The organism is Ruegeria sp. AWH4_226 (assembly GCF_056159225.1).
Genome location: NZ_JBSWUU010000001.1, coordinates 514,727 through 532,870, shown reverse-complemented (window position 1 = coordinate 532,870; position 18,144 = coordinate 514,727). Strand labels below are relative to the sequence as shown.

19 protein-coding genes are annotated in these 18,144 nt (G+C 55.6%); 11 read left to right on the top strand and 8 right to left on the bottom strand.

What is annotated here, in order from left to right; translation table 11 throughout:
- Nucleotide 1 precedes the first annotated feature (1 nt).
- From ACXAET_RS02560 to ACXAET_RS02535, 6 genes are all read left to right on the top strand, one after another.
- The gene (locus tag ACXAET_RS02560) at nucleotides 2-1,078 is read left to right on the top strand and encodes an ABC transporter ATP-binding protein (protein ID WP_475180650.1); all 1,077 of its coding nucleotides are present in this window, start codon (nucleotides 2-4) and stop codon (nucleotides 1,076-1,078) included.
- Nucleotides 1,075-1,938 (top strand): carbohydrate ABC transporter permease, encoded by an 864-nt coding sequence (locus ACXAET_RS02555; RefSeq protein WP_068334332.1) that lies wholly within the window; start codon nucleotides 1,075-1,077, stop codon nucleotides 1,936-1,938. Before ACXAET_RS02560 ends, ACXAET_RS02555 begins: the two co-directional genes overlap by 4 nt.
- Entirely contained in the window at nucleotides 1,935-2,732 is a 798-nt protein-coding gene (locus ACXAET_RS02550) for a carbohydrate ABC transporter permease (RefSeq protein WP_058280831.1), read from the top strand. The genes ACXAET_RS02555 and ACXAET_RS02550 overlap by 4 nt, the downstream gene beginning before the upstream one ends.
- An 8-nt stretch (nucleotides 2,733-2,740) precedes the next feature.
- Complete coding sequence (locus tag ACXAET_RS02545) at nucleotides 2,741-3,142, top strand: DUF2160 domain-containing protein (RefSeq protein ID WP_475180643.1); 402 nt, start codon at nucleotides 2,741-2,743, stop codon at nucleotides 3,140-3,142.
- A 66-nt stretch (nucleotides 3,143-3,208) separates the two neighbouring features.
- A complete protein-coding gene (locus ACXAET_RS02540) occupies nucleotides 3,209-3,604 on the top strand; it encodes a BlaI/MecI/CopY family transcriptional regulator (RefSeq protein ID WP_475180640.1) in 396 nt (131 codons plus the stop codon).
- A complete protein-coding gene (locus ACXAET_RS02535) occupies nucleotides 3,591-4,688 on the top strand; it encodes a M56 family metallopeptidase (RefSeq protein ID WP_475180638.1) in 1,098 nt (365 codons plus the stop codon). The genes ACXAET_RS02540 and ACXAET_RS02535 overlap by 14 nt, the downstream gene beginning before the upstream one ends.
- A gap of 98 nt (nucleotides 4,689-4,786) precedes the next feature.
- Here ACXAET_RS02535 and ACXAET_RS02530 read toward each other — a convergent pair whose 3' ends face one another.
- From ACXAET_RS02530 to ACXAET_RS02510, 5 genes are all read right to left on the bottom strand, one after another.
- Complete coding sequence (locus ACXAET_RS02530; RefSeq protein WP_475180636.1) at nucleotides 4,787-5,224, bottom strand: hypothetical protein; 438 nt, start codon at nucleotides 5,222-5,224, stop codon at nucleotides 4,787-4,789.
- Complete coding sequence (locus ACXAET_RS02525) at nucleotides 5,221-7,284, bottom strand: glycosyltransferase (protein ID WP_475180632.1); 2,064 nt, start codon at nucleotides 7,282-7,284, stop codon at nucleotides 5,221-5,223. Before ACXAET_RS02525 ends, ACXAET_RS02530 begins: the two co-directional genes overlap by 4 nt.
- Nucleotides 7,281-8,363 (bottom strand): glycosyltransferase, encoded by a 1,083-nt coding sequence (locus ACXAET_RS02520; protein WP_475180629.1) that lies wholly within the window; start codon nucleotides 8,361-8,363, stop codon nucleotides 7,281-7,283. Before ACXAET_RS02520 ends, ACXAET_RS02525 begins: the two co-directional genes overlap by 4 nt.
- Before the next feature lie 5 nt (nucleotides 8,364-8,368).
- On the bottom strand, nucleotides 8,369-8,677 hold the full coding sequence (locus ACXAET_RS02515; protein ID WP_475180626.1) for a hypothetical protein: 309 nt from the start codon (nucleotides 8,675-8,677) through the stop codon (nucleotides 8,369-8,371).
- An 80-nt stretch (nucleotides 8,678-8,757) separates the two neighbouring features.
- Nucleotides 8,758-10,647 (bottom strand): hypothetical protein, encoded by a 1,890-nt coding sequence (locus tag ACXAET_RS02510; protein WP_475180622.1) that lies wholly within the window; start codon nucleotides 10,645-10,647, stop codon nucleotides 8,758-8,760.
- A gap of 332 nt (nucleotides 10,648-10,979) precedes the next feature.
- Between ACXAET_RS02510 and ACXAET_RS02505 the strand changes: the two genes are divergently transcribed.
- Nucleotides 10,980-11,945 carry a radical SAM protein gene (locus tag ACXAET_RS02505; protein ID WP_475180619.1) on the top strand — a complete coding sequence of 322 codons (966 nt, stop codon included), beginning with the start codon at nucleotides 10,980-10,982 and terminating at the stop codon, nucleotides 11,943-11,945.
- On the opposite strand, the gene ACXAET_RS02500 is transcribed toward ACXAET_RS02505, so the two are convergent.
- Complete coding sequence (locus tag ACXAET_RS02500; RefSeq protein WP_475180616.1) at nucleotides 11,942-13,354, bottom strand: radical SAM/SPASM domain-containing protein; 1,413 nt, start codon at nucleotides 13,352-13,354, stop codon at nucleotides 11,942-11,944. The two genes, ACXAET_RS02505 and ACXAET_RS02500, sit on opposite strands and share 4 nt — an antisense overlap.
- Before the next feature lie 339 nt (nucleotides 13,355-13,693).
- Here ACXAET_RS02500 and pufB point away from each other — a divergent pair, with 339 nt between their 5' ends.
- From pufB to ACXAET_RS02480, 4 genes are all read left to right on the top strand, one after another.
- Complete coding sequence (gene pufB / locus ACXAET_RS02495) at nucleotides 13,694-13,849, top strand: light-harvesting antenna LH1, beta subunit (RefSeq protein WP_152458403.1); 156 nt, start codon at nucleotides 13,694-13,696, stop codon at nucleotides 13,847-13,849.
- A 13-nt stretch (nucleotides 13,850-13,862) separates the two neighbouring features.
- The gene (locus tag ACXAET_RS02490) at nucleotides 13,863-14,213 is read left to right on the top strand and encodes a light-harvesting protein (protein ID WP_475180614.1); all 351 of its coding nucleotides are present in this window, start codon (nucleotides 13,863-13,865) and stop codon (nucleotides 14,211-14,213) included.
- A 97-nt stretch (nucleotides 14,214-14,310) separates the two neighbouring features.
- Nucleotides 14,311-15,720: a BCD family MFS transporter gene (locus tag ACXAET_RS02485; RefSeq protein WP_475187051.1), complete on the top strand. Its 1,410-nt coding sequence runs from the start codon at nucleotides 14,311-14,313 to the stop codon at nucleotides 15,718-15,720.
- Nucleotides 15,721-15,804: 84 nt separating this feature from the next.
- Nucleotides 15,805-16,413, top strand: coding sequence for a hypothetical protein (locus ACXAET_RS02480; RefSeq protein ID WP_475180610.1), 609 nt, complete (start codon nucleotides 15,805-15,807; stop codon nucleotides 16,411-16,413).
- A gap of 12 nt (nucleotides 16,414-16,425) precedes the next feature.
- Here the strand turns inward: ACXAET_RS02480 and idi are convergent, their stop codons facing one another.
- Together idi and ACXAET_RS02470 are read right to left on the bottom strand one after the other, a co-directional pair.
- The gene (idi, locus tag ACXAET_RS02475) at nucleotides 16,426-16,968 is read right to left on the bottom strand and encodes an isopentenyl-diphosphate Delta-isomerase (protein WP_475180607.1); all 543 of its coding nucleotides are present in this window, start codon (nucleotides 16,966-16,968) and stop codon (nucleotides 16,426-16,428) included.
- The gene (locus ACXAET_RS02470) at nucleotides 16,965-18,143 is read right to left on the bottom strand and encodes a geranylgeranyl diphosphate reductase (protein ID WP_475180603.1); all 1,179 of its coding nucleotides are present in this window, start codon (nucleotides 18,141-18,143) and stop codon (nucleotides 16,965-16,967) included. The genes idi and ACXAET_RS02470 overlap by 4 nt, the downstream gene beginning before the upstream one ends.
- Nucleotide 18,144: the final 1 nt, after the last annotated feature.

The window sequence follows — 18,144 nt, the reverse complement described above, 5'->3', positions numbered from 1 at the left end:
CATGGCACAGATCAAGCTTTCAAACCTACGACACAGCTATATGCCCGCGCCGCAAGGCCCCGAGGACTATGCGCTGAAGGAAATCGACGTGACCTGGCGCGATGGCGGGGCTTATGCGCTGCTTGGGCCGTCCGGTTGCGGCAAGTCCACGCTGTTGAACATCATTTCAGGCTTGCTGACACCGTCCGAGGGTCAGATTCTGTTCGATGACCGCGACGTCACCACCCTGCCCCCCGACCAGCGCAACATCGCGCAGGTGTTCCAGTTTCCGGTGATCTACGACACGATGACCGTGGGCGAAAACCTTGCCTTCCCGCTAAAAAACCGCGGCGTTGACCCAGCGACAATCAAGCGCCGCGTCGATGAGATCGCCGAGATGCTGGACGTCACGGATATGCTGAACACCCGCGCCTCGGGTCTGAGCCCGGACAACAAGCAAAAGATCTCGATGGGTCGTGGTCTGGTCCGCGACGATGTGAATGCGGTGATGTTTGATGAACCGCTGACGGTGATCGACCCGCATCTTAAATGGAAGCTGCGGTCGAAGCTGAAAGAGCTGCACCAGCGCGTCAAAGCCACGATGATCTACGTAACCCACGACCAGACCGAGGCGCTGACCTTCGCGGATGAGGTTGTGGTCATGCAGGAAGGCGAAGTTGTGCAGATCGGCACGCCAGTTGAGCTGTTCGAACGTCCCCAACACACATTTGTCGGCCACTTCATCGGCTCGCCCGGTATGAATGTTCTGCCCTGTGAAACAAAAGGCGACCGGGCGGTGTTCGAAGGGCATGAAGTCGTGCTGGAAGGCCCGACCCATGGCGACGGAGGCCGCACCGATCTGGGTATTCGCCCCGAATATGTGGGCTTCGGCGACACCGGCATTCCGGCGCATGTGACCAAAGTGTCGGACATTGGCCGCCACTATGTGGTCAGCGCGATGGTCGGCAACACGGCGCTGAAGGCGGTGACAGAACACACCGTACCCGAACCCGGCTCGCAGGTCTTTCTGCAATTTAAACCTGAACAATCCCGCGTCTATCGCGACGGCTGGATCGCAACTGAGGAGCGGTCACAATGAGAACAGAAAACCAAAAAGCATGGTTCTTTGTCCTGCCGGTTCTTGCCCTGGTTGCGTTCAACGCACTTGTGCCGATGATGACCGTGGTCAACTACTCGGTGCAGGAAACCTTTGGCAACAACCAGTTCTTCTGGGAAGGGCTTGGATGGTTTGAGCAAATCCTGCGCTCTGATCGGTTCCAGGCCGCGCTGGGACGTCAATTCTTGTTTACTTTCATGATCTTGCTGATCGAAGTTCCCTTGGGCATCATCGTGGCCCTTTCGATGCCACGCAAAGGGTTCTGGGTACCAGTTTGCCTTGTGCTGATGGCCCTGCCGATGCTGATCCCGTGGAATGTGGTCGGGTCGATGTGGAACATCTTTACCCTGCCCAAGATCGGCCTGATGGGATACTTCCTGAATGACGTTCTGGGTATCAACTATGACATGACGCAACAGCCCTTGTCGGCCTGGATCACCGTCATTGTCATGGATGTGTGGCACTGGACTTCACTGGTTGTCCTGCTGTGCTATGCGGGCCTCGTTTCGATCCCGGATGCCTATTATCAGGCGGCCAAGATCGACGGTGCCAGCCCATGGTCAGTCTTCCGATACATCCAGCTACCCAAGATGAAGACCGTTCTGACCATCGCTGTTCTGCTGCGCTTTATGGACAGTTTCAATATCTATACCGAGCCCTTCGTTCTGACTGGCGGCGGCCCCGGCAACTCAACCACCTTGCTGTCGATCGACCTTGTGAAGATCGCGCTGGGACAGTTCGACCTTGGCCCCGCGGCCGCGATGAGCCTGATCTACTTCGCCATCACGCTGCTGGTCAGCTGGGTCTTCTACACACTGATGACAAAGGATGACGCGCAATGAAGAAGCGGTCCCTTATCCCAATCCTTTATATCGCGTTCCTTATGCTGCCGATCTATTGGCTGGTGGCGATGTCTTTCAAGACCACGAATGAGATCCTGTCAGGCTTTTCCCTGTTCCCCCAGACCTTTACGCTGGAGAACTATATCACCATCTTCACCGATCCGACGTGGTACTGGGGCTACATCAACTCGATCATCTACGTGACGATCAACACGGTGCTTTCGGTTTGTGTTGCCCTGCCAGCGGCCTATGCGTTCTCACGCTATCGGTTCCTTGGTGACAAGCAGCTGTTCTTCTGGCTGCTGACCAACCGGATGGCTCCGGCGGCGGTGTTCGCGTTGCCTTTCTTCCAGCTCTATTCGTCGATCCACCTGTTCGACACATATCTGGCCGTAGCGCTGGCACACACGCTGTTCAACGTGCCGCTAGCGGTGTGGATTTTGGAAGGCTTCATGCGCGGCATTCCGAAGGAACTGGATGAGACGGCCTATGTTGACGGCTACTCCTTCCCCCGCTTTTTCGTGACGATCTTTTTGCCGAACATCAAAGCGGGTGTCGGCGTCGCAGCCTTCTTCTGCTTCATGTTCTCGTGGGTTGAGATGCTGCTGGCCAAAACCCTGACTGCGGTCGAGGCGAAACCCATCGCCGCCGTGATGACCCGGACCGCCTCCAGCGCGGGGTATGAACTGGGCCTTCTGGCCGCCGCTGGAACCCTGACTATCATCCCCGGCGCCATCGTCATCTGGTTTGTCCGCAACTACATCGCGCGCGGTTTCGCGATGGGACGCGTGTGAGGTTCGATATGCGTAAACTTCTTCTCACCCTTCCCTTCTTGCCCACCATGGCTTTCGCCCAGCAAACCGGCTGGGGCAATGTCGGCCAGCAAGAGGAAAAAGGCTTCTCGTGGACCGATCCGCTGTGGCCCGATTTCTGGATGGCCTGGACCCCGGCAACGTTGGCGTTGTTCGTGGGCATCTTTTCCGCCATCGCCCTGATCGGTGTGCTCGAAGGGTTCAAATACCGCGACGGGATCGAGCGGCGCGGTGTGCTGGGTCTGACGACCACGCTTGGCGACCGGTTGTTTATCACCCTTCTGGGCTCGGCCTATATCTTTCTGGCCTGGCTTGGTCTGGTGGGGCAGCCCGTCTGGGCACCTCTTTTCCTTTCCATCGGCTGGGGTTTCTTTGTCTTCTGGAAAGTTTGAGCTTTGCGAAACAGCGAAAGGATGCTTGTCTGTCAGGCATACTAAAAAATGCGACATGAACGACCGATGCGAAAGAAAAAGACGACGAACCTGCTGACCGAAGTTGAACTTGAGTTCATGAATGAACTTTGGGCGCTGGGTCAGGGTTCGGTCCGGGACGTGCTTGATCGCCTGCCACCAGAACGCAATCTGGCGTATACTTCCGGCGCAACCATTCTGCGGATTCTTGATGAAAAAGGGTTTGTAGAAAGCCGCAAGGATGGAAAAACGCTGATTTACAAGCCGCTTCTGGAAAAAGACAGGTATCAGTCGCGGTCGTTGCAGAACCTGTCGCGGACACTGTTTGACGACACGCCGGCAAGGTTGGTAGCAAGGCTGGTCGACGACGCAGGTCTCAGCGAAGCTGATCTAGAGGAAATTCGGGCACTGGTAGAGAGGAGACTGCAAAATGACAGCGGTTAAACCGGTTCTCGACGCATATCTGGAATGGAACCTGATCCTTGGCCTGGCTGCGCTTATCTGGCTTGCCGCACGGGTTGTTCTTTCCAAAACTACCCTCAGCCGCGGATTCGTGGCGCAACTGCGGACGCTCAAGGTGTTGTGCCTTTGCGTGAGCCTCAGCCCTCTTTTGGCACTGGGCGTATCTGCACTGGCGTCGCACACTCCGGCCAAGGGTACTGTGGCCATTGGTGATATAGCAGTGGCAGCGTATCTGCGTGGTGACATTGCCATGCCAGCCACCCAGTTCGAAACGCTATTGAACACGCGCCAACGCTGGGTAGAGCTGTTGTTAAGCGGCGATCATCCGGTCCTGGATGTTGTCCTTGCGCTACTCGCAATGGTCTCTGTGGTATACGCTGTTCGCCTCGTTCGTGACGGGTTGTCGATCCGCGAAACGGTGAAGGACAGTTTCCTTTGGCGCCGCTCTGCCAAGGTCGACATTCGACTGTCTGACCGTATCGCAGTACCCTTCGCGGTCCGCGGTCTGCGACGGCGCCATGTTGTGCTGCCTTCTCATCTGCTGGACTCACCCCGACGGTTGCGCTTTGCCCTCGCACATGAGCTTGAACATATTCGCGCCGGAGATGTTGAGTGGGAGTTGGGGTTTGAGATACTTCGCCCGCTGTTGTTCTGGAACCCTGCATATATTTTGCTGAAGTACCAGTTCGATCGCCTGCGTGAATTGGCCTGCGATCAGTCGGTTGTGGTCCGCAGGGGTATCAATGCCCAAGACTATACCGCCTGTCTGCTCGACTATTGCGCCCGTACCGTCGTGCGTGGAAACCCGCGTGTTTTGAACGTTGCCTTGGTGACCGGCGGCAAGGCCAAAAAAGTGCTGCGCCAACGTGTGATTGCATTGAGCGACGCGCCATCGATGCATCGCCAGTTGCCGTTCACATTACTCGGCCAAACGGCTCTGTTTGCGCTTATCCTGGGGTTGGCGGCCGCATCAGTGCAGCAGACCGAGGATTGGAGCCATGACCGCCTGATGTTGTCCACTGTCGTGAACCTGGAAAGGTTAGAAGCCAGAAATCAGGGCAATTGATACGGCGCAGCGCGGAGACTACGGCAAGCAGAAACAGCTAATCAGCCTTGAAACGTGCGTGGTTTCTTGCCCCGGTACGGCCCAAGCGCCTAACCTGACTAGCTGGACCAAAGCGCGATTTCGTCCCCATCTATGATGATGGCCAAATCCCAGAATTTCCTGATTTCCTCTTCGGCAGCCTGCGCTGCAGCAGGGTCATCCGGGATGCGCTCAACGCGGAACCCAAATTGTTCAAGCCCGCTATAATCAACACGGCACAAAACGACAGGAAGCACTTCGCGTTCCATTGCCGCGGCGGCAAGAACCCGCGCTATTTTATGGGCGGATTTTGGAGGCTTTAGAATCCGAACGCCGATATATGTCGGGTCGCTGGCATCTCGTTCCCAAAGGGACGCTGACGGCGTTAGATCCATCTCAGGGAATATAACCTTTCCGGATGGTTGGGGATTTTGACCATCGGTGATCAAGCTGTCGAGTTGCACCGGACGCTTCGGTGTTGTTCTGCTGAGGATTTCGAACCACGAGATATCTGTCATTTTTCGTCTTTGACCTGTGCTATTATCCCGGCTGCTTCGGCCGCGCCGGTTTCGGGCAGTTCGATCTTTTCCAACGCAGAGCGATAGAGTTCCAAATCACCTTGATCCAAACAATCCGATATTGTTCTTTCAAGCTTCATGAATTCTTTTTCCGTGATGATTGCGCACAGGTCGCGATCCGCCAAAGCTCGGGCGCGGCGTTCCTGATTGTCCAGATAGGGCGCGGATTGAGGGATCAGGATAGCCGGGATTTTGTTGTACAGAACCTCAAGCACCGAGTTGTAGCCGGCCGCCGAGATGACCAGATCCGCGGCCAGGCAAAGTCTCGTCGCTTCGAAAGTCTGGACTACGCGCGTGTTCGTCCACCCAAACGTTGCGGGCTGAACCTTGCTTCCGGGCCAAGTCACAACAAGGTGCAAACAGTCGTCGCGGTCTTCCAGCATACCGGATATTGCCTGAAGCTGCGCTGACCGGTCAGACGCTACGCCGCCGCCCAACATGCTGATGACCAATTGCTTGAACTCGCGTCCGAACCGCTCGGCCAATCTGGACCTAAGCTGATTGCGTTCGTCTTCGGTTTGCGTCACTTGACGAAAGATCGGGCCGACATTGTGAACATGGCTACCGTGGCTATAGGTATCATTCAGTTCATCGAAAGCCTCGGACGGCACTATGACGCGATCAAACACCTTCTCGCGCTGCACCATTCTGTGCCTGGATCGACCGTCAGGGAACAATCCCCGCCTTACCCAAACTGCCGACAGGTTCCGTTCCAGAATGACGCGATAGACAGAGTCAAAGACGTGACCGCCATCAAACACCAACGTATCGCCTGCTTGCAGGGCGGCACCTAGTCGTCGGTATGTCAGAACGTCGTTTCCATTGGCATTGTCCGTCATGTCAGTGCGCTGAACCAGTGGAATGCAGTCGATGCCTTCTCGACGGACAAGGGGGACGCAACTGGGAAAGGCCGCAAAGATCGGGGAAATGTCGTCGGGCAACGCTTTGGCAATCACGGTGCAACGCTGCGCATGGCCAAGGCCCACACCGTTTGTCGGGTAAAACAGGGTTCGTTGCGGTCTGTCTTTGGGTTGGCGCGTTTTGGGCTGTAGACCAGCCGCTGTTTCCAATCGGGATATGTCAACGGAATGCAACCACTGCGATCTTGTCGCTTGCTCAGAGATCTGAGAAGTATTTCCAAGCACTTTTCCAGTCAGATACCCGGCCAGCGCCAACGGAGTTTTGGGCCCAAGCAAGGCAGGCACCCCGGACGACACAATAGCCTCATCATCCGTGCAGTCGATCGCAACACCACCGCTAGCGATCAATTCGATCGTGAAGTCCGCCATACGCACTCCTGCGATTCCGCTACCGAACATCACAAGAACATCAGTAGATCTTGCCAGAGTATGCGGGGAAAGATCCGTATAAAGGTTGGCTGGCAGATCATGGAAAGGCGAGGACCGGATCACCTCTTTTTGCGCCCCGCTCACGATCAGTCGCAGATTGTAAACCAGTTGATTGCTCATCCGCGAAAAGCAGGACAAGATTTCCGGGTTGTCCAATTCCATCGAACCCAACACGATTGTTACGTTCGGCACCTTGCGCACTGCCCTGGGCGCTGGTTGAATTTCAGTCATCAAAGGGCTGGCGGCCGCAGGCAGCAAAGAGCGTGGCTGAAGTTCCGTCAGGTCGATCACGTTGGCTTCGCGGCCAAGCGCATAGGCCAAACGCGACTTTGCCCCGACATAGCTTTGCTGGGTTGCAAAGCGGCCCGTGGCAATCACCGGAACATCCGCGCCAAGCTGTTTGTGCCTGAGGGAGGCAAGAAGCCGATCGCCGATGTCCTCGGCACCAAGAACGAATAAGGTTTCAACCTCGTACTCATCTGGATCGACAAGAAACTTAGAAGCCTCATAGACGCGTCCCCGCCCTGCGTTTTCCGGCAGGTATTCTGCATCGATGCACGCGCCGTAACCGCGTGCGGAGAGCTGTTCGGCAAAGATCAGTTGCGCATCGAAAGATCGTAATGAGCGCGTGCCTGCTTCGACAAAGATCATCCCAGAACCTCGCTCTGTACCGTCAGAACATTTGCCAACATCGTCCTGAAGCTTGCAGCGGAATACTGCGCCAGTGATGTCTTCGACCTTGTTGCCTGCTCATGATACCGGTCCGGTCTCGCGATAAAATCGGAAATGATCTGGTCAACGTCACCTGGATGACAGCTAACGACGGCATCGCCAAACGTGGCCGCGGTTTCCGGGTTCGAAAGAACGACTTTGCCGGCGGCAAGGGCTTCGGCAATGGCGCGGCCAAAACTCTCTTGCCAGGTTGGTGCTGTGAAATAGACGTAAAAGTCGATCATGGAGAAAAACTCATCCACGCTGATCCCGTCAAACGGCAGCATTTTCCAATGCGCACGCAGAAGCTTGGCGTTCAGCAAGGCATCCGCACCCAGGATAACATTGCTTTTGGCGTGTTTGGAAAAGCAACGATCAAGATCATCGATAGACGGAAACTTTTCAAATCCAGGGCGAGAGTGCCGCCCCCGCCGATCCTGTGGCAGTTCGCAAGGGGATTGAACTTCGGTCTGGCAAATATTGAACCAGTCAGCATCCAACACCGCCCATTGCCGCGCTACGCGTGACATCGCCAACCACTCCTTTACCGTTTTGCGGTTATACGGCGATATCGGAGCAAGACATTTTTTAAGTGCCAGCGTCGCTTCCTCAATACGGTTCAGGCAGGCCAAGACGTCGAACCCCTCTGCTCCGCCGGGGCGCAGAAAGTTCTCATGCGTGACCACGATCAGTGACCGGGCGAATATCTTGGTGTTCAGATCGTCTTGAAACTTTAGGAATGCAGGGTTGTGCAGGATTACGAAATCAGCACTTATACGGGGCGCATCCCAAACCAGGGGAATTCGCAATTCGTCCAGAACGCGCCGCAAGACAGGTGCCACATTTTGGTTTTCACCAAAGGTTTTGGACGTGACTGCATGCACCTCTACAGTTCCGAACTCTACGGCCACCCGAAGTTCGGCCGCGACGGCGGCAGACGTACCCCCTGAGAACCGGGGCTCAATGACGTAGGCAATTTTCGGTAAGGCCGAGCGAGTAATGGCGTCGAACACGGACATCAGGACTAGTGTGTCAGTTCGTTATCAGCCGCCGCATCGCTTGCATTGACCGCTGGGCTGGCCGTGTAGCCAAAGTTCAGATTCCCCGCGGACGCGGCATCATAGAAATTTCGCAACTCGACCGACAGCTCATCCTCACCAGCAAGCAATTCCGGGTTTCGTTCAAGGTAGGACCGCAGCGCCTGAGTGTCGTTGGCGGACAAGAGCTGATCAATGACAAGCAGTTGCTCAAGCGTGATTTCAGCACGCGCACCGTGTGTCGTCGCCAGAAACAGCAGAGCAGTTACAACGCCCATGAGCCTGCTATTAGTCATTTACAAAAACCCTATCGATACTTGTTAACAATACTTACAGTTTACGTCGGTACTTCACGTTCAAAAATAGAATAGCGTAATTAGTTGGCCGTTGTCCTGAGTTTTTTAAGAACTTCGCTCCTGAGCCGGCTGACTGACGCGTTTGTTGGCGCGCTTCGTCTGGGGGTTGAGGCCGTGCGTTTAACCGGTGCAGCACCTGCCCCTTCGCCAGCCAGATACAACTCAACCACCCCGCTTGGTGTCTTCGAGTTTGAGCCGGTGAAATCCCTGAGCAACGCGCCCGCATCTTCTGCAAGCGCCGCAGCCTGAGCCGCATCCTGTTGGTGGTAAAAGCGCACATTGGATTGCGAGACCCTGTAGCCAACGCGCGCCGTGCCACTCAATTCATGGCCCGTGTTTTTTAAGTCTGCCACAACGGCGTTAACCGCGTTTTCTGACAGTTGGTTTGGCGCGTACAATCTGAATGCAGCGCTAGTTCCGACAGGCGCATTATCAAGCGGTTCAACGATTTCAATGGATAGGGCCACAGGTTCTGTCGGCGTCTCTTCCTGCTCCAACGGGTTTGGTCGCAGGGTAAGCGCGCGCGGTTGAAAGACCGGCGGGCTGAGCGCCACGTCGTCAAGCAAGACCGAAGGATCAGATGCCGCCGCTATCAATTCACCAGTCGCAGCTTCAAAGGACACAGGCGGGTCCGACAATAAGGCCTGACCCTGCAGCGGTACAAACGCGTCATCACTCAATCGGGCGGGAGGCTGCGGGAAAGCAAGCGCTGCAAGCACACTCGGCGCACGCTGTTTGGGAACAGTTGGGGCGATTGATACTGTAATTGGTTCAAAATCGTCAGAATTTTCAAATGTCGGCGCAAGTGCTGAAACGAAAAACTCCGGCGTGTACTCATATGGAAGGAAGCTGGGATTTGCTTCTCGTCTGGGCAGATAGCCGGGGCCGCCCAAGGGCATCAGCGGTTGTTCCAACGCCGGGACGTAAGACAGAACAGTTGGCGCGGAGTCGGCGGGGCTGGTTGGCAAAACAGCCTCGGTTCCCCCTGCCAAGCCCGATAAAGGCGGCGCCAAAGCCGCAACGCTGTCCAGTTCATCAGGCTCAGTCAATGCGCCTTCACTATCTGGCGGCGACGTATCGAACAAATCCGCAGAAACGACCTGGTCGTCGTCACCGGTAAACAGATCAGACTGCAATCCCTCGGTTTGCAGATCGTCTTGCACCGCAGGCGGGTTTGCAAATTCCGAGCCTATAGGCCCCGTCCCTGCCAATTCCGGCGCGTCTGACGAGCCCCCTCCGGTCATCATGAGGACTACTGAAGAAGAAACGGCCGCGCCGATGACACACCCCAGTGCGATCAAACCCATTTTGACCTTGCGGCGCGCGCGGTGCTGGTCTTCCAAACGCTGAGTCAACTTCTTGGAAAGCCGGTGGTCTACTTCCTCTGGGGACAGCCTCAGACTGTACTCGGATGGCTGCTGCTCGCTTTCTTCTGTGTTGAAGTCATTGTTGGGCGCTGGATATTCATCGGGATGAGGTGACCTTGTCGCGCGCTCGTCGGATTCTGCAGTGTTTTGCGGCGTCGCCGATGCACTTTCCGAAGCTTTGCCACTCGCACCACCCGCAGATTCAGCGTTTTGGCCAGGGTTTACCGACTCACCCCTTCTCCGAATGAATTCGGCATTTCGCTGTTGCCGCGCCTTTTCCAGGCTTTCTGACCATGGCTTTTGTGCAGCTTGAGCCTGCGCACCTGTGGTTGAGTGTGAAGCCTTGCCTTGATCCGGTTTCGCCTTTTGAGGCTCTGCGCCCTTGGAGGCATCTGTCGATTGCTTTATCTCTTGCTCTAACCGAGCCTTTTCAAGTACTTTCTGCCATTCGGGAGACTGAACAAAATCATAGATATCCGACGTTTTGCCGGCGTTTTTCTTAGCAACTTCAGGTCGAGCTTTTGGGCCACTAGCCTTCGTCATAAATTTCCCCCGACTGTCCGCCTTAACAAGCTTTGAGCCGTTGTAAACTAGGCAAACTGAATACGCCTAAGTGTCATAAATTCAAAAATTTTATGCATAGATTATAAAAAGAGGTGCATACGAAAACAAGTCAACGACGCTGGCTTAGCATTCTGATCACGCCGGTATACCTCTCTGGGCGGCCTTGTTACACCATGCATCCCCTTACAACGGTGACGCAGGAACCACGCGGTAAACACTTTGTCCGGGAACGAATTCAAGCTAGGCTAGACCCATTGAAGAGTCCCGCTTGGGCCTGCGTCTGCGACGTCATGAATAGTGACTGGATTTAAATGAATATTATTCAAAACGAAAACGACGTTTTTACTCTGATTGAACACTCCGATCCTGCGTATGGAAAGATCGTGGTGGTAGACTGGATGTTGGGCAACTCCTGCAGTTATGCGTGCAGCTATTGCCCAAAGTCTTTGCATGACGGATCAATAAAGTGGCAGAAAACCAACGATATTCTGCACCTCTACCATCAGATGAGAGAACACTACGTAACTGAAAGGGACAAGATCGTCTGGCTTCAGTTCACGGGTGGAGAACCAACGATGCATCCCCGCATTATCGAGTTGCTGCGCCACGCGTCCGGGATGGATTTCAAGGTCAGCCTGATCAGCAATGCATCGCGTACGCTTCGGTTCTGGGAAAAGATAAGTGACTGTTTAAACAGCGTTATCCTCACCTATCACGCTGAGTTTGCGGAACTGGATCACTTTATCAAAGTGGCTGGTATGATGGCAGATCGGATAAGCGTTCATATCAACGTGACGATGCACCCGGATCGTTTTGACCAAATCCTGCAGGATGCGCAGGAATTGCGTGCTTCGCTGCCAGCCGCGTCGATATCGTTGAAGCCGTTGCGGCAGGAATTTGGATCAAAACTCTATGATTACACCGAAGATCAGTTGCGGGTGCTGTCCAAGGGCTTGCCCTCAAAACAAGCTCCGGTTGGTGAAAAGCCAAGGTCATTAATGCGCGCAACTACGCGGTCCGGACATAGTGAAACGCTGCCACCAAATGAATTCATCATCAGGGGCATGAATCGCTGGCGGGGATACCAGTGTAATGTCGGGCTGGAATCTCTGCGAGTCAGAGGCAATGGCGAGGTTATGCGGGGGGTCTGTGGCGTCGGCGGCGTGATCGGGTATCTGGGAGAAGACATTGATCTTCCCAGCGATCCAATTCAGTGCACCAAAGACTATTGTTCGTGCTTGGCAGACATTCTGATTCGCAAAGAGCTATATAACTAGATCGAGTTTAGGCTGCCAAGGTCCACACCGCTCCAAGCCAAGCGCTCGTCTGAAAGAACAGCTAACAGGTCTTCATGCTCAGGATGATCGGATGAGCACACATCCTGATTTTTGAACTCCTGCGGTGTGACATGCCCCCAATTGCGCAGTCTTAGAAAGTAAATTCCATCTGCATTCATTTCTTGGGCCAGATCAGCAAAGCCGGGCATCTCTTTGTAGTTTGCCGCCTGAACTACGAAGTCAAAGCGCAGTGTGTCGATATCCCCACGCGCGTTCAGGTCCCCGAGGAAGCGCAAATTCTTTCTCAGCGTGGTTAAGTCACCGCCCCGGCGGAGCACGCTGTAGGTGTCAGGTTCCGCCGCGTCGATGGACACCCAAACCGACGACACTTGGTTCCAAAGGCCAAGATCGTTCCATGCCCTTTCATTTGCCAGCAACCCGTTTGTGTGCAGCTGAATACGCCGACCGGGCTGACCTGCTGCGGTCAGTTGCGCCAGGACATGACGGAAATGCCTGCTGCCGAACGGATCACCGGAACCGGTCACTTTGACTTTCTTCGCCTTGCTGACCAGCGGCAGAAGGTGGTCTTCGAAGACTTTGTTCAGACGTTCCGTGTTTTTATGCGGCAGGTTGATCAGCTTGGTGCGACAACTGGGGCAAGAGATATTGCACGACCGGTCATGAGAAAGGATGACCCGCTCTGGACCTTTCTCCAACTCCAGTTTTGCTTCTTGTGTTTCCGGGGTGCGTGCCGGCAATCTTCGCCCGGCAATCTGCGGGCAATGCCATCGGCTGCAATGCGAAAAATCACCGTCACGGACCGATCGCCTGATTTCACGCGCACGGTCGGAGTTCCAGAACCCACCCTCGTCCGCAGTTTCCAGCCGCCCGATTGGAACGGGTTGCCATGCCGAGCAACAAAAATGCACCTCACCATTGACCCGCGTTTCCATCTCGCGAAACGGTGCTGGGCATGTGCGCGTCTGAAGCCAGCGATCAGTTTCCGTTTCCAGTTCCCTCGATTTCTCGCGGGCAGCATCAATAAGCCGCTGCGCCATCAGATCGTGATGATCGCGGCTGACAACCTCTCGTCCAAGCGTTTCGGTTGCCTGCCACTGCCCCCGCTGCAGTTCTAGCCAACCGGCCACAAGCAGAGTGAAAATCATCTGCTCCGCTGTGTTTTCAGATACTTCCGCCAACAGCAAATCTACAAGTGCTTGGCTGTTATTTTGCCGTATGTCTTCTGCGCATTCGACCACCAAATCCTTGGCGTGCGCATCGGGCCCATCCAAAAGCCTGCGCCGCCGAAGATATGTTGCGTTCTTGTCCGACAAGGATTGGATGATCTCGGAACAGTCCGCACAATTCGTGTCGTGAAGAAACCCGGTGTCGTTTCGAATATAAGTCATGGCGACTGCCATAGTGACACAGCCCGGCATCAAATCAAGCCTGCGCCTCTGACCCATTCCTTGGTCAAACTCAGGCCCAAGCCATCTGGTTTGAACAACTCTGCCCCGCCGGGATTGAAGCAACCGCAGTGATCTATTTTGCCTGCCAGCATTTATTTTGTTCTCGTAATTCGAAACTGTACATTTGACCTGACAGTATATCTGTCATATTTTGATGACACTCCGACAAATTCGAATGCGCTCGATATCGGCTGTGCGCTTAGTCGGAGGAGTTGCCGTACAGGATCTGTTCCACGCCCTTGGCACATCTTTCCAACAGCCGATCAACGGGAGGCAAATATGTCTGACGACCCAGAAAAAGTATGGCCAACCGGTCTCAATCTTCGTGAGGCTGAAGAGGTCCACAGCTACCTTATCGACGGGACCCGCGTGTTCGGCGTAATTGCCCTGCTCGCGCATATCCTTGTCGCGGTGGCCACACCTTGGCTCGGATGAAAGGATCGATCAGATGAACAACTCGAAAATCTGGCTTGTCGTTAAGCCCACGGTGGGCATTCCTCTGTTCCTATCAGCAGTCGCAGTAGGGTCCTTTGCGGTTCATGTCGCCGTGCTTACCAACACTGGCTGGGTGTCAGATTTCCTATCCGGGCAGCCTTTGGGCAGCGGGGCGGAAACCGCAATGCGCCAGCAGCAAGAAGATGAGTCGACCGCGAAGGTGTCGCTGGTTTCGGCCAATACCGCGATTAGTGGCGACCGAATACTTATCGAGATGCCCGACGGGTCCCTTGCGATTGCGACAATCGAGGCACCGGCTGTGCTTGCGTCAGCTTCCGAGGCGATTCCGGTCCCGGATCACTAAGGCCATTTGAACCGTATGGAACGGGTCCGGCGTCCTTCGGTGCCGGACATTCCAGCCGTTTTTGGTATTTCGGCTGGATTTGGCAAGTGTGGATTGGATGCAAGCGATGCTGAACTACCGGTCATTCGCATTGAATAAGCTAACGCGACTCAGCTCGCGCTATTTGCCCTTTGCGGATGTGGCCAGCGAGGATGTTCCGATGGGGCGCCTGCTGCGATTGTCCTTGTTTCAGGTAACTGTCGGTATGGCCTTGGTGCTGCTGGTCGGCACGTTGAACCGGGTGATGATCGTTGAACTCGGTGTCTCGGCAGCACTTGTTTCAGTGATGATCGCGCTTCCCATCCTGTTTGCCCCTTTGCGGGCGCTCGTGGGCTTCAAATCCGACACGCACAGATCAGCCCTCGGTCTGCGGCGCTTTCCCTATATTTATCGCGGCACGTTGATGCAATTCGGCGGATTCGCCATCATGCCGTTTGCGTTGTTGGTGCTGTCGGGATACGGCGAGGCGATAGATGCCCCGCGTTGGATCGGCCTGTCATCCGCAGCACTCTCGTTTCTGCTGGTCGGGGCGGGTGTTCATATGGTCCAAACCGTCGGTTTGGCGTTGGCCACTGATCTGGTCCCGCAGGAGGACCAACCGAAGGTCGTGGGCCTGATGTATGTGATGTTGCTGGTCGGCATGATCGGATCGGCCTTCATCTTTGGCGCGTTGCTTGAGAATTACAGCCCGGGTCGTCTGATCCAGGTCATTCAGGGCGCTGCTGTTGTAACCGTGCTTTTGAACGGTGTTTCTGTCTGGAAACAAGAAGCCCGAGCACGCCATACACACCCTGTCACTGGGCCGACATTCTCAGAAGCATGGGCCAGTTTTGCTGGTCGTTCCGGGGCCAAGCGCCTGTTGGCCGTAATCGCGTTGGGGACCTTCGCCTTTGGAATCGCGGACGTAGTTCTAGAACCCTATGGCGGTCAGGTGCTGCGCATGTCGGTTGCAGCAACGACGAAACTGACTGCGACGCTGGCACTTGGAACACTCTTTGGTCTGGCCATCGCCTCTCGCATTCTGGGGCGGGGTGGATCACCTACACGCATGTGCTGGATAGGCGCGCTTGTTGGCATTCCCGGTTATGTTGCGATCATACTGGCCTCGCCTCTGGGCTGGCTCATGTTGTTTGTGGCCGGGACTTTTGCCACCGGTGTCGGTGCCGGACTGTTCGGGCACGGCACGCTGACAGCCACCATGCGTTCCGCACCTAAATCGCAAACCGGTCTGGCACTTGGAGCCTGGGGCGCCGTGCAGGCAACCGCCGCCGGAGCAGGAGTCGCACTTGGCGGGATCATTCGGGATTTAATGTTAACGCTGCAAGGGGATTACAAACTTGCACCCGAAATCGCCTATCTGCCGGTCTTCTCAATCCAGATCCTTTTCCTTGCTTTTGCGCTTCTTGTGGTGCTGCCGCTTTTGCGATTGCCGTCTACCCAGCCTGATCATTCGGCCTATGTTCCCTGAATAAGAACGGAGGTCGTCACGACCACAAACTTAACCCGCGCGCCGTAAGAGAATACGCTTTGGACCCGAAAAACAGGAGCGATCATGACGACTGTAATTTCAAGAGTATACGCAGACAAAGCCACAGCCGACGGCGTGTTGACCGCGCTGCGCGATGCTGGCCACCCCGAAGCAAATTTTGACGTTTTCACAGGCGATTCCGAAGGGTTGACGGACGAAATCACGGCAGCGCGCGTCGCGGAAGACGCGGCGGCGGTTTATGCCGAGATGCTCAAGAAAGAAGGGGCGACACTTGTTGTAATGCGCGCACCTTTCGCGCCCTTCGGGGCCGCGCGAAACGCCCAAAAGATCATGGACAGCGTTGAGCATCTACCTGCGAAAGTGGAAACCGAAACCCAATACATCCGTGATCAGCCGAATATGGACCTGTTTATGGACCAGAAGATACTGCGAAGCCATCCGAGGTTTCTGACGCCCGACATGAACCCATATGCCAATGCAAATCGCGGGCTGATCTCACGCGGGCTATATTGGCCATTGCTGACAAAGCACCGCACAAAACGCTCAGCCCTGTCCGGGACACGCTTTATGTCTCAACGCATTTTGCCGTTTAAACTGCTGTCGGACAAACCTCGTAAAAACTCGGTCATCTCGGGCGGGCGTCGGATGCTGTACAACCCAAAATCCGAATAACCAAAGATTGCGTCACGGAGACAAGCCATCCATCAGTGCCGGCCCAAGAATTGCCGACGCGTGTTGGTCCAGATAGATCCGCAACCACGGAGTGAACTTCTCCGGTTCGTGCGAAATCTCTGCGCTCAAGTCGTTTAAGTGAACCCAGCGATGGGCTGAGACCTCCTCTGGGTTTGGGCAGATTGTTGTGTCCACAGCGGCCTCAGCGCGGAAAACATCAACAACCTCATGTTCGATCAGCCCCTGCCCCACGTCGGCACGGTATTCAAGCGCTGTCGAATACTCAGCCGCAAGGCCCGTGATCCCCATCTCTTCGCTCAGACGCCGGATCGCGCAGGTTTCGGGGTCTTCCCCCCATTGCGGATGCGTACAACAGGTATTCGCCCACAATCCCGGCGTGTGATATTTGCCTGCGGCTCGCTGCTGCAGCAACAGATTTGGGCCGCGCAAAACAAAGACGGATACTGCTTTGTGGCGTAGGCCAAGTTGATGCACCCTCAGCTTCTCGACGGGTTTTAACGTGCCGTCGACCCAGGCAGGGATCATCATGGTCATACGTATTCCGCTCTGACCAGACCGGTCAGATGTGCCAGATTTTTCAATCCGATACGCAGATGCGCCATCGGCCGCGCCTTGACAAGTTTCTTGTTCATATAAGCCTCGAACGTCAGACGCTGCACATCAATGTCATGGCATAGCGAGACAAACCTCTCACGTCGATCGTCCGAGCGGTAATAGGCATTCTGCATCGATGCCAGCACGCGGAAGACCGTTTTATGCTCTCTCAGGAACAACCGCCGCGCAAGTTTCAGGTCAGCAGCCTTACCTGAGGCCAAACAGGCCTGTGCTGCCGTGGCCGCGACCGTACCGCCGACCATTGCATAGTAAATTCCTTCGCCCGAGCTTGGGGCGACAACGCCTGCCGCGTCCCCGGCCAGAACAACATCACGCCCATTGTCCCACCGCTCTAGCGGCTTAAGCGGGATCGGCGCGCCTTCGTGGCGGATCGTACGACACTCTCCCAAACCGGACGCGGTGCGCAAATCTTTGGTGGCCTTTTTCAAATCGAACCCGTTGATCCCGGTGCCCATACCAACGCTGGCGGTCCGACCGTGCGGAAACACCCAGCCGTAAAAATCAGGCGAGATCGCACCGTCATAGACCACATCGCACCGGGTTGGATCATAGGCATTCACCGCCCCTGGCGCTTCGATGATCTCATGATAGGCGATCACATAGGGGATGGTGTCGCCGCCGGGCACCTCGGCCCGTGCAACATCTGATCGCGCGCCGTCAGCTCCGATGATCAAACGCGTGGGCAGTGTGCGTTCTTCGCGTGTTTGCTTGTCCCGGTAGATGACCTTGGGTCCGGCCTCATCCCGTTCGATCCTAAGGAATGTTCCCGTGCAACGGTCTGCTCCGGCTGATTGCGCACGGCCCCGCAGATACTCGTCAAAATGCTCCCGGTCCACCATGCCGACAAAGCCGTTTTCGATGGCAATATCCACCTGCCGGCCGGTCGGGGAAATCATGCGTGCCGTGTTGATCTTGGCCACCAGCTGCGCGTCAGGGATGTCGTAATCCTCGATCAGGCGCGGCGGGATAGCGCCGCCGCAGGGTTTGATCCGCCCGTCCCGATCCAGCATACAGACCTTGTGGCCCGCTTTTGCCAGATCTTCAGCGGCTGTTGCCCCAGCGGGGCCTCCTCCGACAACGACGACATCATACATG

Coding starts and splice junctions, on each gene's coding strand:
- ACXAET_RS02555 (WP_068334332.1), top strand. CDS start 1,075: ATGAGAACAGAAAACCAAAAAGCATGGTTCTTTGTCCTGCCGGTTCTT.
- ACXAET_RS02500 (WP_475180616.1), bottom strand. CDS start 13,354: ATGACTTATATTCGAAACGACACCGGGTTTCTTCACGACACGAATTGT.
- ACXAET_RS02545 (WP_475180643.1), top strand. CDS start 2,741: ATGCGTAAACTTCTTCTCACCCTTCCCTTCTTGCCCACCATGGCTTTC.
- ACXAET_RS02515 (WP_475180626.1), bottom strand. CDS start 8,677: ATGACTAATAGCAGGCTCATGGGCGTTGTAACTGCTCTGCTGTTTCTG.
- ACXAET_RS02470 (WP_475180603.1), bottom strand. CDS start 18,143: ATGTATGATGTCGTCGTTGTCGGAGGAGGCCCCGCTGGGGCAACAGCC.
- ACXAET_RS02520 (WP_475180629.1), bottom strand. CDS start 8,363: ATGTCCGTGTTCGACGCCATTACTCGCTCGGCCTTACCGAAAATTGCC.
- ACXAET_RS02530 (WP_475180636.1), bottom strand. CDS start 5,224: ATGACAGATATCTCGTGGTTCGAAATCCTCAGCAGAACAACACCGAAG.
- idi (WP_475180607.1), bottom strand. CDS start 16,968: ATGACCATGATGATCCCTGCCTGGGTCGACGGCACGTTAAAACCCGTC.
- ACXAET_RS02550 (WP_058280831.1), top strand. CDS start 1,935: ATGAAGAAGCGGTCCCTTATCCCAATCCTTTATATCGCGTTCCTTATG.
- ACXAET_RS02505 (WP_475180619.1), top strand. CDS start 10,980: ATGAATATTATTCAAAACGAAAACGACGTTTTTACTCTGATTGAACAC.
- ACXAET_RS02480 (WP_475180610.1), top strand. CDS start 15,805: ATGACGACTGTAATTTCAAGAGTATACGCAGACAAAGCCACAGCCGAC.
- ACXAET_RS02535 (WP_475180638.1), top strand. CDS start 3,591: ATGACAGCGGTTAAACCGGTTCTCGACGCATATCTGGAATGGAACCTG.
- ACXAET_RS02525 (WP_475180632.1), bottom strand. CDS start 7,284: ATGATCTTTGTCGAAGCAGGCACGCGCTCATTACGATCTTTCGATGCG.
- ACXAET_RS02560 (WP_475180650.1), top strand. CDS start 2: ATGGCACAGATCAAGCTTTCAAACCTACGACACAGCTATATGCCCGCG.
- pufB (WP_152458403.1), top strand. CDS start 13,694: ATGTCTGACGACCCAGAAAAAGTATGGCCAACCGGTCTCAATCTTCGT.
- ACXAET_RS02510 (WP_475180622.1), bottom strand. CDS start 10,647: ATGACGAAGGCTAGTGGCCCAAAAGCTCGACCTGAAGTTGCTAAGAAA.
- ACXAET_RS02540 (WP_475180640.1), top strand. CDS start 3,209: ATGCGAAAGAAAAAGACGACGAACCTGCTGACCGAAGTTGAACTTGAG.
- ACXAET_RS02485 (WP_475187051.1), top strand. CDS start 14,311: ATGCAAGCGATGCTGAACTACCGGTCATTCGCATTGAATAAGCTAACG.
- ACXAET_RS02490 (WP_475180614.1), top strand. CDS start 13,863: ATGAACAACTCGAAAATCTGGCTTGTCGTTAAGCCCACGGTGGGCATT.